Genomic DNA, 13,574 nt, shown 5'->3' with positions numbered 1-13,574 from the left:
GGCGGCCGGGCTCGCCAGACCTCCCCCACCCACCTTCCCACCGCCGGAGCTTGCCGGCCCCCCCAAGGTGCCGTTAAAGCGGCGAGGTGCGCTCCCTTTGTCTCCGCTGCCTGCGTCCCCAATCCACGTGCTACTGCGCGCGTGTGCCCCAGGTGGACTCGCGCACGCGGGTCGTCTTCCTGCAGCACCCCCGTGAGCGGCGGGTCGCCATCGGCACGGCCCGCATGGCGCACCTGTCGCTTCCCAACTCCGAGCTCTACGTGGGCGTGGACTTCTCCGGCCATGCCCGGCTCGAGGCGCTCGCCGCCCATCCCGAGCGCGTGGCTGTCCTCTTCCCGGGCGAGGAGGCCATCCCCTTGGATGAGGCGAGGCTGAACCCTCCCGAGACGCTCATCGTCGTGGATGGTACCTGGCCGCTCGCGCGCAAGGTGGTGAAGACGAACCCGCTGCTGGCCGCCCTGCCGCGCATCGGCTTCGTCCCGCGCCGTCCGAGCAACTACCGCATCCGCGCCGAGCCGGCTGAGCACTGTGTCTCCACCATCGAGGCGGTGGTGGAGGTGCTAGGGGCGCTCGAGGGAGACCAGGAGCGCTTCGACACCCTGTTACAGCCCTTCGAGTTCATGGTGGACACGCAGCTGGACTGTCAGGAGGGCCGGACGGAGCCTCCGCGTCGGCGCATCTACAAGTCCACGTGGCAGCCGCCGCTGGAGCTGCGCACCATCGCCGAGAACTTCGAGCACCTCGTGCTGCTCTACGCGGAGGCCAACGCCCACCCCGCGGAGCAGGCTCTTCCCTCCGAGCTGGTGCACTTGGTGGCGACGCGCCCGGCAACGGGCGAGCGCTTCGAGGCCGTGCTTGCCCCGCGCCAGCCGCTGGCGCGTAGCACGTCCCTGCACGTGGAGCTGCCGGAGGAGGCGCTATTGGCGGGCGAGCCGCTGGAGTCGGGCCTCGCGCGCTTCCAGGCCTTCCTGCGCCCGGACGACAAGCTCGCGGTGTGGACGACGTTCGCGTTGGATTTGCTGCGGCGCGACGGCTTCCCGGTGCCCGATGCGGTGAACGTGCGGCTCGCGTGTGCGAGGGCGCTCAAGCACAAGACGGGCGGGGTGGAGCAGGGGGCGGAGCTGCTGGGCTCGCGTCCTCCCGAGCAGTGGGCCGGGGGGCGAGCCGGCCGGCGCATCGTGGCCCTGGAGGCGGTGGTGCGTGCCCTCGACGAGCGGGGCCGAGCCACCGCGCCTCCGTCCAGGCAGCGGATGGCGTCGTAGCCCTCACGCCGCCGGACGGGCGGGCCCCCGTGTCACCTCCGGGTGCACGGGAGCCGGTGCTTCACATCACGTCGGATCCGGCTTCGGCGTCGTCGGGCCGCTGGCCGGCAGCTTCGGCTTGGCGATGTAGCTCTTGGGCAGGTCGCCCGTGAGCGCGCCGAGGAAGGTCACGATGTGCTTCGTGTCCTCGTCGCTGATCTGCTTGCCGAACTGGTGCTGGGCCATCAGCTTCACGGCCGTCTGCAGGTCCTTCACCGAGCCATCGTGGAAGTACGGCGCCGTCTTCGTCACGTTGCGCAGGGTGGGGACGCGGAAGATCATCCGGTCCGCCTCGTTCTTCGTGAGATCGAAGCGGCCCTGATCCTTGGACTGGTACGGCAGCACCAGGCCCAGCTTCTGCAGCGAGCCGCCGATGGCGGCGCCGTTGTGGCAGGTCTGGCAGCCCTGCTCGAGGAACTTCTTCAGGCCCATCTTCTCCGCGTCGTTGAGCGCGGTCTCCTCACCGCCCAGGTACTTGTCGAAGCGCGAGGGGGTGACGAGCTGGCGCTCGAAGGCGCCAATGGCCAGGCCCAGGTTGTTGTACGTCACCGCGTCCGCCTCGCCCGGGAAGGCCTTCTGGAAGGCCGTGACGTAGCCGGGGATGGACTTGAGCGTCTCGATGACGCGCGCCTCGTTGGGCATCGCCATCTCGACGGGGTTGAGGATGGGGCCCTTGGCCTGCTCCTCCAGGTTGGGCGCGCGGCCATCCCAGAACTGCAGGATGTGGCCACCGGCGTTGTACACGGTGGGCGAGTTGCGGCCGCCCAGCTGCTTCTTGTGGCCCGGCGAGAAGGGCTTGTTGTCCACGCCGTACTTGTTCAGGTCGTGGCAGCTGTTGCAGGAGACGTCGTGGTTCTTCGAGAGGCGGTTCTCGAAGTAGAGCATCCGCCCCAGCTCCACCTTCTCCGGGGTGATGGGATTCTTCGGATCCTCGAAGCGAGCCGGCAGCGCCTTGAAGACGGAGAGCAGCGCGCGATCGATGACTGCCTTCTGGGTGGCCGGAGCAGCGGGGGCGGCCGGAGCGGCCGGAGCGGCTGTCTGCGCGAAGGCAGCGGCTCCCGCGGTCGCGGCGACCAGGACGAGGGGTCGAACGAGGGTGTTGAGTTTCATGGAGTCTGCTCTTTCACTGAGCTCCACGGCCAGAGACCCTTTCGGGTCTCGGTAGGGGGGGAAGGCCGGAAGCCAAGGGAAATTAGCAGCCTCGGGGGCTGGGGGGAAACGCACTGCGGCATGGCGCCCCGGGGCAGAGCCCTCGGCCGGGCGGGAAGCCGCGTCCCTCGGCCTCGGGGGCGGGGACGCGGCACCGGAGGGCTCTACTCGCCGTAAACGATGGCGCAGTACTTGGCGTAGATGCCGAGGATGTTCTCGAACCGGTAGTCGATGTGGCTGACGCGGCTGATGTTGGCCTTGCGCGCCGTCTCGTGCACGCCCGCGTCACCGGTGGTGATGAGGCCGAGGATGGACGTCACACAGCCCTCGCTGGACTTCGAGCCCAGCTTGGTCTGCTCATTGATGAAGTTGTTGCCGTTGGTATTCGCGTACAGGCTGGAAAAGCCGATGGCGCCGGGGAAGGCGATACCCGCGCAGCCCGACAGGCCGGTGGCGGCGATGGAGAGGGTGGCAACGACGGACAGCTTGCGCAGCAGGTGCATGTTTCCTCGCTTGAACTGCCTGGGAGTGAAGCGGCAAGGCATCTACCCGTGCTCCGAGTGGATGTAAATGCCCTCTAGATGCGCTGGCCGGAGCGGGCAGCGGTGCCGGAGATGGGGACGGGGCGCGCGCGCCACGTCGTGGAATCGGGGGAAGGACGGCGGCTCCCCCGCACCAGCAGCCACAGGCGGGCGATGGCGAAGCACACCGCCAGCAGTCCGAGGCCCACGCCCAGCGCGGGCAGCAGCCCCAGCGTGGGGCCCAGACGTCCGGCGAGGCCCAGTGTCCCGGCCCAGCCGTACACCACCGGGAGGTGCAGGACGTAGATCCACAGGGACGAGCGGCCCATGGGGGCCAGCAGCCTGGAGAGCACCTGGGGCACCAGGTTGATGGCGCCCAGCACGAGGAAGCCCTGGCCCACGCGGAAGGCCACGAGCCACGCGCTGGTGGGGCTCCAATCCGAGGGCAGCCGCTGCGTGAGCACGAGCAGTCCCGCGCCGAGTGCCACCTGGGCCAGACCCTGAGGCCAGCCGGGTCGCAGCAGCCGCATCAGATGGGCCGCGAGCGCCCCGGCGAAGAAGAAGCCCGCCCAGGGGAAGAGGGGGAAGCGCGCGCCCGGCATGCCCACCGCCTGTCGCAGCTCCACGGGCCAGCCGGTAGCGGCACTCCACATCCAGGTGCTCGCCAGGGGGATGCCCACGGCGAGCACGGCGAGCGCCACGGCCCGCGTCCAGGTGCCACGCGCCAGCACCAGCACCGCCGCGCCCACCAGCAGGCTGACGGCGATGCTCTGCAGCGCGTCGAAGGCGAAGACGAGCGAGCGCAGCGGCTCGCCCCAGCCGAGCGCATGGGCGGTGTCCCAGCCCGGCCAGTGCACCAGGTAGCCGAGGAAGAGCAGCAGCAGCGCACGCCGCGCCCGGCGGACGAAGGACTGGCCCGCGCTCTCCTTCGAGGTGCCGAGCGCGGCCACGACCGCGAAGCCGGCCACCAGCAGGAAGAGGGGGGCGGTGATGCCGCGCAGCTCCCAGTAGTGCTGCACCCACGCATTGGCGCGCAGCTCCGGTGAGAGCAGCGCGTCCAGCGTGTGCCCCAGCACCATCGCCACCACGGCCAATCCTCGTGCCCCGTCGAGACCGGGGTGACGCGAGGAGGGCGTGCGCAGATCGAAGAGCGAGGTACCGGGACGGGTCACGGATCCCAAGCATACGTGCAAGTGGGCCCCGAGTCTCGAAAACGGATTCCGGGCGCTGACTCGGGCCCTGGGGGGTGGTGTCATGGCGCGCCATGACCCTCCGTGAAAACCTCTTGTTCGTATTGTGTCTGTCGTTGCTCGCGCCCCTCTCCGCCCGGGGCGAGGAGGTCGAGATTCCCTCTCGGGACGACTGGTTCGGGCAGGACAAGGCTCTGCACTTCAGCGTCAGCGCGGGCCTGGCCGGTGCGGGCTATGCCGGTGGGGCGCTGCTCTTCGACGCCCCCGAGGCGCGGTGGCTCTCCGGGGCGGGGGTGGCACTTGGCGCGGGGTTGGCCAAGGAGGTCTACGACGCCGGGCGCGGGAGCTTCTTCTCCTTCAAGGACCTGGCGTGGGACGTGCTGGGGACAGCCACCGGGCTCACCCTGTCCTGGGCCGTCGACCGGCTCTTCTTCCAGCGGGACGGCTCCGACCTGAAGGGTCATGCGCCTGCCCGGGTGTCTGCTTATCAGGGAGGCAGAGCAGGGCCCCCAGGCGGGATGCGCCCCACCCTGGCCTTGTCGCTGAGGGAGGGGGGTCATCCCCAAGCGGGGCTGGGTGATGGTAGGAACGCCTCGGTGGTGCTGCTCCTCTCGGGAGGTTGGTAGTGATGATGCGGAATCGGCTCTTGCTCGGCGTCGGACTGGTGTCCCTGGGCGCCTTCTCTTCCTCGTGCAGTAAGGAGAGCAAGGAGTCTCCTCCCGCAGCGCCCCCGCCAGCCGCCGCGGCTGCTCCGGCCCCCGCGCCGGCTCCCGAGGAGCCGCCGAAGCCGAGGATGAGCCACGAGAAGCTTGTCTCCTTCTTCCGCCCGTCCGCCGCCGTGAAGGCCGCGACGCCGGAGGACACCGCGGCGCAGATCGCCCTGGGGCGCATGCTCTTCTTCGAGAACCGTCTGTCGAAGAACCACGACATCTCCTGCAACAGCTGCCATGACCTGGCCACCTTCGGCGTGGATGGCAAGCCCACCTCCGAGGGGCACAAGGGCCAGAAGGGCACCCGCAACGCGCCCACCGTCTTCCACGCCGCGGGCCACATCGCACAGTTCTGGGATGGACGTGCCGCGACGCTCGAGGAGCAGGCCTCGGGCCCGATGATGAACCCGGTGGAGATGGCCATGCCGGGCGAGAAGCAGGTGCTGGCCACGCTCAACTCCATCCCGCAGTACGTGAAGTCCTTCAAGGCGTCCTTCCCCAGGGAGAAGAAGCCCGTCAGCGTGGCCAATGCCGCACGCGCCATCGCGGCCTTCGAGCGCAAGCTCATCACCACCTCGCGCTTCGACAAGTTCCTCGCAGGTGACGAGAGCGCTCTGACGGAGCAGGAGCGGCGCGGGCTGGAGCTCTTCGCTGCGTCGGGCTGCACCACGTGCCACAACGGGCCGGCGGTGGGTGGCACCTCCTTCCAGAAGCTGGGCCTCATCGAGGAGTACCCCACCGAGGACAAGGGCCGCTTCGAGGTGACGAAGAACGAGGAGGACCTCCACAAGTTCCGCGTGCCTACGCTGCGCAACGTGGAGAAGACGGGGCCCTGGTTCCACGACGGCTCCGTCAAGGAGTTGCCTCAGGCGGTGCGCCTCATGGCCAAGCACCAGCTCGGCATGGCCTTCGCGGACGCCGAGGTGGACGACATCGTGGCCTTCCTCAAGAGCCTCACGGGTGCGCTGCCCGGGCCCGAGGTGCTCGCGCCTCCCACGCTCCCGCCGAGCACGCGCACCACCCCGAAGCCGGACCCGACGTAAAGGCTCGCCTCCTGGCCCAGGGGGCGCTAGGAAGCGCGGCCATGAGAATGCTCTTCTTCGCCCACTCCGGGCTGCGCTACCTCGTGCTCCTGATGGGGCTGGTTGCCGTTGCGTACTTCGCCTACGGGCTCGCCACGAAGCGGCCCGTGGACAAGTCCGTGCGCATCCTCGGCTCCAGCTTCGTCGGTCTCCTCGACACGCAGATCCTCCTGGGGATCGGACTGGCCTTCGCGTGGCCCGTGCTCGATGGGCGCATCTGGACCCATATGGTGACGATGCTGCTGGCGGCGGGCGTGGCCCACGTGCTGCTGGTGGTGAACCGCCGCCGTCCCAACCCCAACTACGCGCTGCCGCTCGCCGCGGTGGCGGGGGCGCTGATCCTCGTCTTCATCGGGATCGTCATGGTGCTCGACCGGAGCCTGTTCGGCACCACGAAGCTGTGAGCGCTACAGCGCGGCCAACACGAGCGGTGCCGACGCGAGCCGCACCGCCTCGACCATGGGCCCCCAGCGCTTGCCTTCCAGCACTCCGCCCAACCCTCCCAGCGACGCGAGGAACCACCCCGCGAACACGAGCCGCATGGACAGGGGCAGCGAGGGGCTCCGGACGAGGAACAGCACCGTGAGGGCCAACGTCAGTACGCCCACCACGGCCACGTAGAGCGCTACCCGCGGGGAGGTGCTCACCTCGAACCTGGGCCGGCCAGGTGCGACCTCCGCGGCCACTGCGGAGACTCCCGGCGGGGTCCACTCGGGTGGCATGAGCCACACCTTGAGCTTGTCCAAGGCGCGGGGGGTCTTCCGGGTGAGGGCTACGAGCTCGCCGAAGGGAGCCAGGGCGGCCGCCAGCGGGTTGAACGTGCGGATCGGCTTCACCGTACCGTAGGTGATGCGCTCCTCCTCGGGCTCGAAGGTGCCGAACAGCCGGTCCCAGAGGATGAGGATGCCGCCATGGTTCTTGTCCAGGTAGCGGCCATTGCAGGCATGGTGCACCCGGTGGTGGGAGGGCGTGACGAGCACCCACTCGAGCGGCCCGAGCTTACCGATCAGCTCGGTGTGCACCCAGAACTGGTAGAGCGTGTTGAGCGCCGCCGCGGTGGCGAACATGATCGGGGGAAAGCCGATCCACGCGAGCGGTAGGTAGAAGACGCGCGAGACGAGGGGCTGGATGGGTCCCTGCCGCAGGGCCACGGCCAGGTTGTAGTCCTCGCTCTGGTGGTGCGGCGCATGTGTCGCCCAGACCAGGTTCATGCGGTGCGAGGTGCGGTGGAACCAGTAGTAGGCGAAGTCGACGCCGAGCATCAGGACCGTCCATGCCAGCGCCGAGGACGGAGAGATGTCGAGCAGCCGGTACTGGTAGACGGCCAGGTAGGCACCGGCCAGCAGGCCCACGGCCACCGTGGTGAAGACTGTCTGCGCCGCCCCCAGCGAGAGGTTCGCGAAGACATCCGGTCCCCGGAACACGCGCCGGCCCTGGAGGCGTCCGCACAACCACTCGACGCCCATCAACAGGAAGAAGAGGGGGATGGACAGCGTGATGAGACTCATGGCGTGCACTCCACCGGGCAAGTCTTGCACGACTCGCCCGGGAGCGCTTCCGCCAGGCTTACTCCCAGGTGAAGGCGATCTCGCTGTCGAGCCGCCCCGACTGCCAGCTCCTCACCCCCACCAGGGACGCGCCCCCGAGCTCGAGCAGCATCTCCACCACACCCGCGTGGTACGCGTGCGGCATGAGCTCGCGCTTGAGGATGACGCGGCCGTGCTTCGGCCCCATCCACTCGACCACCTGCGTCCCGAAGTTCACGGACACCTTGTGGGCGGAGGGAAGGCTGTCCACCAGGCGCTTCGGATCCTTCCGCGCCAGCGACATCAGCATCTTGCCCGCCGTGGTCCCCAGGAAGTCCATGACCGAGTTGCGGCCGAGCTGCCGCAGGGCCTGCTCGTAGCTGCCGCACCGGGCGATCAGCGCCGGCATCGCCACCAGGAGGAACTGCAGCTGCAGGGTGGCGGGGTAGCTGAAGAAGTCCACGAGCCGCTCATGCCCGCTGGTCTCGAGGCAGCGCTTCGCCACGTCCTCTCCGGCCAGCGTGCGAATCGACTCCAGCATGCCCTTCAGGAACATCCCGCGAGCCGTGTCCTGCGGGGTGCATTGGGCCATCCGCATTCCGCAGTCGTGCATCCAGTCGAACGTCGGCTGGTTCCACGAAGATTCCACGCTCTCCATCTGATCCTCCCTGAGGTCTGGATGACAGCGGCGCACACGCGGCTTTTCCGGTGTGTGCCCGGTCTCCAACCGTGTCCATCACTTCTCCACTTATAAAGTGCCGCACCGCGTGAGGCTGTGAATCGGCTCACACGTCCCGTGTGAAGTCTTCACACCGGTGGGGTTGCTCAGGCCCGGAGCGTCCAGGCTCGCGGTGATTTTGCTGACCGGACGGCAAGGTGTGGGTGGTGGGGGGCGGCAATGACTCACACAGCGCGAGGTCGGCCACGTGCTGTCGACCTCGGATGTCGGAACCACCGAGGGGGGTGACCGTCACGGCGCCTGGCATCACATGCTAGTGTGCGCGCCCGGCCGTTGTGACGGGAGAATTACCGAGCGATGGATCGGAAGCCGCCCAAGGCGTTGCAGAGCACAACCACCCTGATGCGTGGCGGTGCGGCGGCGGAGCCCACCATGTCAGGCCCGGTCCACGTTCCCTCTCCACGGCAGACGTTCGCGGAGGGAACGGAGGTTGCCGGGCGCTACCGGGTGGAGCGCTTCCTCTCCCGGGGAGGCATGGGCGAGGTGTACGCGGCGGAGGACCTCTCGCTGCACGAGCCCGTGGCGCTCAAGACGATTCGCCCGGAGTTGGCCGCTACGCCAGAGGCGCTCCTGCGCTTCAAGCGCGAGCTGCGGCTGGCGCGTCGGGTGACGCATCCCAACGTGTGCCGGGTCTTCGATATCGGAGAGCATGACGTCATTCCGGAGAAGGGAGGCACTCCCTATCGGATCGTCTTCCTCACCATGGAGCTGCTCGCGGGTCGGACGCTCCATGAGCAGCTCGTCCGCCACGGGAGGATGCCGCCGGAGCAGGTGTTGCGGCTGGCCGAGCAGATGGCGGGCGCGCTCGATGCCGCGCATGCCGCGCAGATCATCCACCGCGACTTCAAGCCCGGCAATGTGATGCTGGTGCCCGCTCCACCGGCGGCGGGCGGTCTGCGGGCGGTGGTGACCGATTTCGGTCTGGCTCGTGGCTCGCTCTTCGAGGGAGACGGCTCTACCTCTCGCGAGGGCCACGTCGTCGGCAGCCCCTCGTACATGTCTCCGGAGCAGGTGGAGGGCCTGCCACTATCGCCCGCCACGGACATCTACTCCTTCGGGCTGGTGCTGTTCGAGATGGTGACAGGACAGCGGCCCTTCGTGGCGGACACGCCGACGGCCACCTCCCTGCTGCGGCTGCGCCAGCCGGCTCCTTCTCCGCGCGAGTTCGCGCCGGAGCTGACTCCCGCCTGGGAGGACGTGCTCCTGCGTTGCCTGGAGCGTCAGCCGGGGGCTCGTTTCGCCACCGCGTCCGAAGTTGTTGCCGCGCTGCGGAGTGGAGAGCCCACCCCGGCCCTCGTGGTGCCGATTCCCGCCAGGAAGCGCACCCCTCCGAAGCCGCCCCCAGTGGCGTCCACCTCGGGGTCACAGCAGTTGGCTCGGCAGGTGGTGGCGGTGATCGCCCCGCGTAACCTGGTGGCCAAGGCCGAGGCTGCCTGGCTCTCCACTGCCTTGGCGGAGCTGCTCTCCGCGGAGCTGGCGATGGGGGAAAAACTCCGCCTGCTCCCCGGGGAAGGGGTGGTGCAGATGCGCCGGGATCTTCTTCTCCCGGAGGAGGACGGCTTCGCGGCGGCCACGCTTCACCGCATCCGCGCGCACTCCGGCGTGGATCTGGTGCTCACCGGGGCCTACCTCGTGCAGGGGCGCGAGGAGGACGCGCGGCTGCGGCTGGACCTGCGCCTGCAGGAAGCCACCACGGGCGAGACGCTGGCCCACCTGACGGAGGTGGGCGCGGAGCGGGAGTTGCTGGAGCTCGTCTCGCGCGTGGGCGCCACGTTGCGCAAGCGCATGGGACTGGCACCGCTGACCACCGAGCAGGCGCACGGGGTGCGAAGCGCGATGCCCGCGGAGCCCGAGGTGGCACGGTTCTACGCCGAGGGGCTTGCAGCGTTGCGTGGCCATGACGCGGCCACCGCCGTGGAGCGCTTCGAGCGCGTGGTGCAGCGGGAGCCGACCTTCGCCCTCGCCCACTCGGCGTTGGCCGCGGCCCTCCAGTACCTCTACCAGGAGGAGGCGGCGAAGGAGGCCGCGCGTCGAGCCTTCGAGCTGTCCTCGAGCCTCTCGCGCGAGGAGCGCCTCCTGGTCTCGGCCCGCCATCACGAGGCCCAGGCCGAGTGGCCGAAAGCCATCGAAGCCTACCGGACGCTCTTCGAGTTCTTCCCGGACAACGTGGAGTACGGCACGGCGCTGGTGTTCGCGCAGGTGTCCGCGGGGCAGAACCGGGAGGCCCAGTCCACCCTGGAGGCATTGCGCCGGCTCCCGCCTCCCCTGGGAGAGGACGCGCGGATAGAGCTGGCCGAGGCCGTGGCCACGAGTGCGATGGCCGATTTCATCTCTTCCCGGAAGCATGCCGAGGCGGCTGTGTCCCGCTCCCACCAGGCCGGCCAGGGACAGATCGCCGCCTCCGCGCTCATCATGGAGGCCTATGCGGCGCGCAACCTGGGGGAGCCCCTGCGTGCCGTCGAGCTGCTGGAGGAGTCGGAGCGGCTGTTCCTCGCAGGAGGGGACCGGGGAGGCGCGGCGCGCTCGATGCTCGTGCACGCCATGGCGCTCATCGACATGGGCCGGCTGCTCGAGGCCGAGCGCGTGTTCGTCTCCGCCATCGAGGCGGCCCGGGAGATCAAGGGGGCCTCGCTCGAGGCGGAGGCCCTGCTGTGCGCCAGTGGGTTGAGCTGCCGTCTGGGCCAGCTCTCCGAGGGATTGCGGCGTGCCACCAGGGCCGTGGAGCTCTTCCGGCAGCGGGGGCGGCTCTCGGACATGAACACCAGCACCATTCAGAAGGGCATGGTGCGGCGGCTCATGGGAGGGCTGGACGAGGGCAAGCGTCTGCTCGAGGAGGGGAGTCATGCGGCCCAGGTGCTCTTCGAGGATAGCTACGCCGAGGCCTGGGGCCGCTACGAGCTGGGCTGTCTGTTGATGGACCTGGGAGCGCTGGCGCAGTCTCGTCAGCAGCTGGAGCGCGCGCTGGCGCTGCGGCGGGCACGGGGCCTGGGCGCCTTCGCGGCCGAGACTGAGCTGGCCCTGGCGTCTCTGTCCCTGGTGGAGGGGCGGCCCCAGGAGGCGCTCACGGTGGTGGAATCCGCACTGGCGGCCTATTCGGGGCTAAAGAGCCTGGACGGGGAATGCCTCTCCCACACGGTGAAGGCACGGGCGCTGATGGCCCTCGGGAAGTTCGAGGCAGCGCGCGAGGCCCTGGAGCGCGCCCGGGCCCTCGTGGGTGGCAGCGAGGATGTCTTCATTGCGGCGGAGGTGCAGCTCACTGGTGCATCCCTGACGCAGCGGGAGGGCGGGCCCTCGGAGCGGGAAGAGGCGGCGCGGCAGCTCCAGACACTCGCGTCGCGGGCGGCTCGCCATGGCATGAAGCGGGTAGCGCTCGAAGCCCGACTCCTGCGAGTGGAACTCAACCCCGATGCGAAGGCCGCAACCGTGCGCAAGGAATTGCAGTCGGTCCGGCAGGAGTCGAACCGGCTGGGCTATCGAGGCCTGTTCCAGAGAGCCGTCGCCTTGCTCGGGGGAGAATGAAATGGGGGGATGAGGAAGTCATCGGGAGTGCTCCTGGCGCTGCTCGCCGTGTGGAGCCTGGGCTGCGGGGACTTCCTGTCCGGAGGAACAGGGGACGGGGGGACCGTGTGTGGGGGGGGGCTATGTCGAGGTATCCACGAGCGAGTAGACCCAGGTCTGCCCCATCAGCCAGTTGATGGCGTGGTGCCGCTCCATGGCGATGCTCTGACTCTCGCGCACCCGCTGCGGGTCCGCCTGGGCGATGGGCTTTCCTCCGATGGCCAGGTCGTTTCCGGCCAGCTGGATGCCCTCGAGCTCGAAGGGCCCCATCCAGGCGGTTCGTGAGAACTCGATGAAGTCCATGGCCTGCGGCCTCAGCGAGAAGTCGCGCAGCCGCCAGTGAAGGGCGAGCAACCGGCGCTCCATCCGCCTCAGCTCCTCAGGTGTGCGCAGCTTGGGGGCCGCGAGCACCGGCGAAGGTTGATCACCCATGAGCCCAAGCTTCTTCGTGATGAGCTCCGCTGAGTCCATCGTGTGGTCATGTGCGGGCAGCTCGGACACCCCGAGCGCCCAGGCCAGCACCGCCAGCCCTTCGCTCCGCCAGGACGAATCAATGGTCTGCCGCCGTGACAGCGTCCCGGCGGGAGCCTCCAGGATGCGCCGCTCGTCCCTCTCGAGCTCCGGCCACAGCCCGAGGTCCTCCACCCGGCGCATCAGCCACTGCCGCCGCTGCTCGCGATCCTCCCCCGGGTAATCCTCGAGCTGGGCCCGCGCGGTCAACGCTCCGAACACCAGCGTCCGCTGGGCCACACGCATGGCCGTGGGCGGCCCCTCCCGCCTGGCGCCTTCCGGTGGCGTGTCTCCATACTGAGCTTCGTACTCTTCCTCGTACTCCTCCTCGTCCTCGTCCTCGTCTTCGTCGAACTCTTCCGGAGGCGCGGCCAGGCAACTGCCATCCGCGGCGTACACGGCGCCACCTGCGAAGAAGACACCCTCCACCAGCTCCGTGAGCGCCAGGACGAGCGCCTCGCCTCGACCCTCTTCGTCGAAGTCCGGCTCGACGACCAGCCCGAGGCACTGCTTCATCCCACCGACGCGTTGGAGGAGCTCCGGGTCGACCAGCTCGCAGCGGGACTGGAGGTAGCCCTGGAAGCCTTGCAGGTGCCGCACGAGCTGCTCCGCGGGCATCTGGTTGACGGTGACCATCAGGTCCGGCCACGTGATGATGAACGGCGGGGCACCGCGAGAGCGCTCCTTCTCAGAGGCCGCGGTCACCTTCGCGCCCGGGGCGGCCGTGCGAAGTGCGTCGATGGAGGGGAGCTGGGACTTCGGAGAGTAGATGGCGGCGTTGCCGGGCATTGCCTTGACCTCATTCGACATGCGAGGACCCTCCTAACAGTCCGCTCTCGGAATAGACAGGCTTCAACTGGATGCCGTTGTCCTGGCTGGAAACGAGCTGGTTCTCCCAGGGCCTCCAGTCCGCATCGATATCGGGCATCCGCCCGACGACCATCCCCGCCAGGGCCTTGTCCTCCACCAGGAGGTCGTCCTTCAGCGAGCTGAACCTCATTGGCACCTGGGCGTGGTAGCCCCTCACCCAATACGAGCTACAGCCTCCAGGCTCGAGGAGCAGCGGCTCCGACCAATTCCTCTCATCGTCCAGGTATTGGTACAAAAACCGGGTGCCTGTCTTGTTGCACGTCCTGACGACTCGAGCGGCTTGCAAGTTGTTGTGGACGGCCGTGTCCAGCAGGGTCCTCTCCAGGAACTTCAGGGCCTGCTGCTGGAACTTCTGGAGCTCGTTCTTGAGCTGCTCGTTCTCCTGGAGCTGTTGCAGGGTTCCTTGATTTCTCGCGAG

Annotated in this window: 12 protein-coding genes; 5 read left to right on the top strand and 7 right to left on the bottom strand. The window is 68.9% G+C overall.

The window, feature by feature from the left end:
* Positions 1-86 precede the first annotated feature (86 nt).
* A complete protein-coding gene (locus OV287_RS39400) occupies positions 87-1,262 on the top strand; it encodes a tRNA-uridine aminocarboxypropyltransferase (protein ID WP_267539190.1) in 1,176 nt (391 codons plus the stop codon).
* Between the two features lie 66 nt (positions 1,263-1,328).
* Here the strand turns inward: OV287_RS39400 and OV287_RS39395 are convergent, their stop codons facing one another.
* The 3 genes from OV287_RS39395 to OV287_RS39385 all read right to left on the bottom strand — a co-directional run bounded on the left by OV287_RS39395 (position 1,329) and on the right by OV287_RS39385 (position 4,143).
* Positions 1,329-2,411: a cytochrome-c peroxidase gene (locus tag OV287_RS39395; protein ID WP_267539189.1), complete on the bottom strand. Its 1,083-nt coding sequence runs from the start codon at positions 2,409-2,411 to the stop codon at positions 1,329-1,331.
* 203 nt (positions 2,412-2,614) lie between these two features.
* Positions 2,615-2,995, bottom strand: coding sequence for a TRL-like family protein (locus OV287_RS39390; protein ID WP_267539188.1), 381 nt, complete (start codon positions 2,993-2,995; stop codon positions 2,615-2,617).
* Positions 2,996-3,027: 32 nt separating this feature from the next.
* Positions 3,028-4,143: an acyltransferase family protein gene (locus OV287_RS39385; protein WP_267539187.1), complete on the bottom strand. Its 1,116-nt coding sequence runs from the start codon at positions 4,141-4,143 to the stop codon at positions 3,028-3,030.
* A gap of 92 nt (positions 4,144-4,235) precedes the next feature.
* On the opposite strand from OV287_RS39385, the gene OV287_RS39380 reads away from it, so the two are divergent.
* From OV287_RS39380 to OV287_RS39370, 3 genes are read left to right on the top strand one after another with little or no spacing between them, the layout of a single operon-like run.
* Positions 4,236-4,787 carry a YfiM family protein gene (locus OV287_RS39380; protein WP_267539186.1) on the top strand — a complete coding sequence of 184 codons (552 nt, stop codon included), beginning with the start codon at positions 4,236-4,238 and terminating at the stop codon, positions 4,785-4,787.
* A 2-nt stretch (positions 4,788-4,789) separates the two neighbouring features.
* Positions 4,790-5,914, top strand: coding sequence for a cytochrome-c peroxidase (locus tag OV287_RS39375; RefSeq protein ID WP_308809769.1), 1,125 nt, complete (start codon positions 4,790-4,792; stop codon positions 5,912-5,914).
* A 41-nt stretch (positions 5,915-5,955) separates the two neighbouring features.
* Positions 5,956-6,357, top strand: coding sequence for a hypothetical protein (locus OV287_RS39370; RefSeq protein ID WP_267539185.1), 402 nt, complete (start codon positions 5,956-5,958; stop codon positions 6,355-6,357).
* 3 nt (positions 6,358-6,360) lie between these two features.
* On the opposite strand, the gene OV287_RS39365 is transcribed toward OV287_RS39370, so the two are convergent.
* Positions 6,361-7,461, bottom strand: a complete 1,101-nt coding sequence (locus OV287_RS39365) for a sterol desaturase family protein (RefSeq protein WP_267539184.1) — start codon at positions 7,459-7,461, stop codon at positions 6,361-6,363.
* A gap of 58 nt (positions 7,462-7,519) precedes the next feature.
* Positions 7,520-8,137, bottom strand: a complete 618-nt coding sequence (locus OV287_RS39360) for a TIGR02265 family protein (protein WP_267539183.1) — start codon at positions 8,135-8,137, stop codon at positions 7,520-7,522.
* A 378-nt stretch (positions 8,138-8,515) separates the two neighbouring features.
* On the opposite strand from OV287_RS39360, the gene OV287_RS39355 reads away from it, so the two are divergent.
* Positions 8,516-11,737, top strand: coding sequence for a protein kinase domain-containing protein (locus OV287_RS39355; protein ID WP_267539182.1), 3,222 nt, complete (start codon positions 8,516-8,518; stop codon positions 11,735-11,737).
* A 120-nt stretch (positions 11,738-11,857) separates the two neighbouring features.
* Here OV287_RS39355 and OV287_RS39350 read toward each other — a convergent pair whose 3' ends face one another.
* Positions 11,858-13,096, bottom strand: a complete 1,239-nt coding sequence (locus OV287_RS39350; RefSeq protein ID WP_267539181.1) for a DUF4272 domain-containing protein — start codon at positions 13,094-13,096, stop codon at positions 11,858-11,860.
* A complete protein-coding gene (locus OV287_RS39345; protein ID WP_267539180.1) occupies positions 13,086-13,286 on the bottom strand; it encodes a hypothetical protein in 201 nt (66 codons plus the stop codon). Before OV287_RS39345 ends, OV287_RS39350 begins: the two co-directional genes overlap by 11 nt.
* Positions 13,287-13,574: the final 288 nt, after the last annotated feature.

It is taken from the genome of Archangium lansingense (assembly GCF_026626635.1).
Classification (GTDB): domain Bacteria; phylum Myxococcota; class Myxococcia; order Myxococcales; family Myxococcaceae; genus Archangium; species Archangium lansingense.
The sequence above is the reverse complement of the archived record's forward strand: the minus strand, read 5'-3'. Positions and strand labels throughout refer to the sequence as shown.

Coding starts and splice junctions, on each gene's coding strand:
- OV287_RS39370 (WP_267539185.1), top strand. CDS start 5,956: ATGAGAATGCTCTTCTTCGCCCACTCCGGGCTGCGCTACCTCGTGCTC.
- OV287_RS39350 (WP_267539181.1), bottom strand. CDS start 13,096: ATGTCGAATGAGGTCAAGGCAATGCCCGGCAACGCCGCCATCTACTCT.
- OV287_RS39375 (WP_308809769.1), top strand. CDS start 4,790: ATGATGCGGAATCGGCTCTTGCTCGGCGTCGGACTGGTGTCCCTGGGC.
- OV287_RS39395 (WP_267539189.1), bottom strand. CDS start 2,411: ATGAAACTCAACACCCTCGTTCGACCCCTCGTCCTGGTCGCCGCGACC.
- OV287_RS39365 (WP_267539184.1), bottom strand. CDS start 7,461: ATGAGTCTCATCACGCTGTCCATCCCCCTCTTCTTCCTGTTGATGGGC.
- OV287_RS39355 (WP_267539182.1), top strand. CDS start 8,516: ATGGATCGGAAGCCGCCCAAGGCGTTGCAGAGCACAACCACCCTGATG.
- OV287_RS39345 (WP_267539180.1), bottom strand. CDS start 13,286: ATGAGGTTCAGCTCGCTGAAGGACGACCTCCTGGTGGAGGACAAGGCC.
- OV287_RS39360 (WP_267539183.1), bottom strand. CDS start 8,137: ATGGAGAGCGTGGAATCTTCGTGGAACCAGCCGACGTTCGACTGGATG.
- OV287_RS39380 (WP_267539186.1), top strand. CDS start 4,236: ATGACCCTCCGTGAAAACCTCTTGTTCGTATTGTGTCTGTCGTTGCTC.
- OV287_RS39390 (WP_267539188.1), bottom strand. CDS start 2,995: ATGCCTTGCCGCTTCACTCCCAGGCAGTTCAAGCGAGGAAACATGCAC.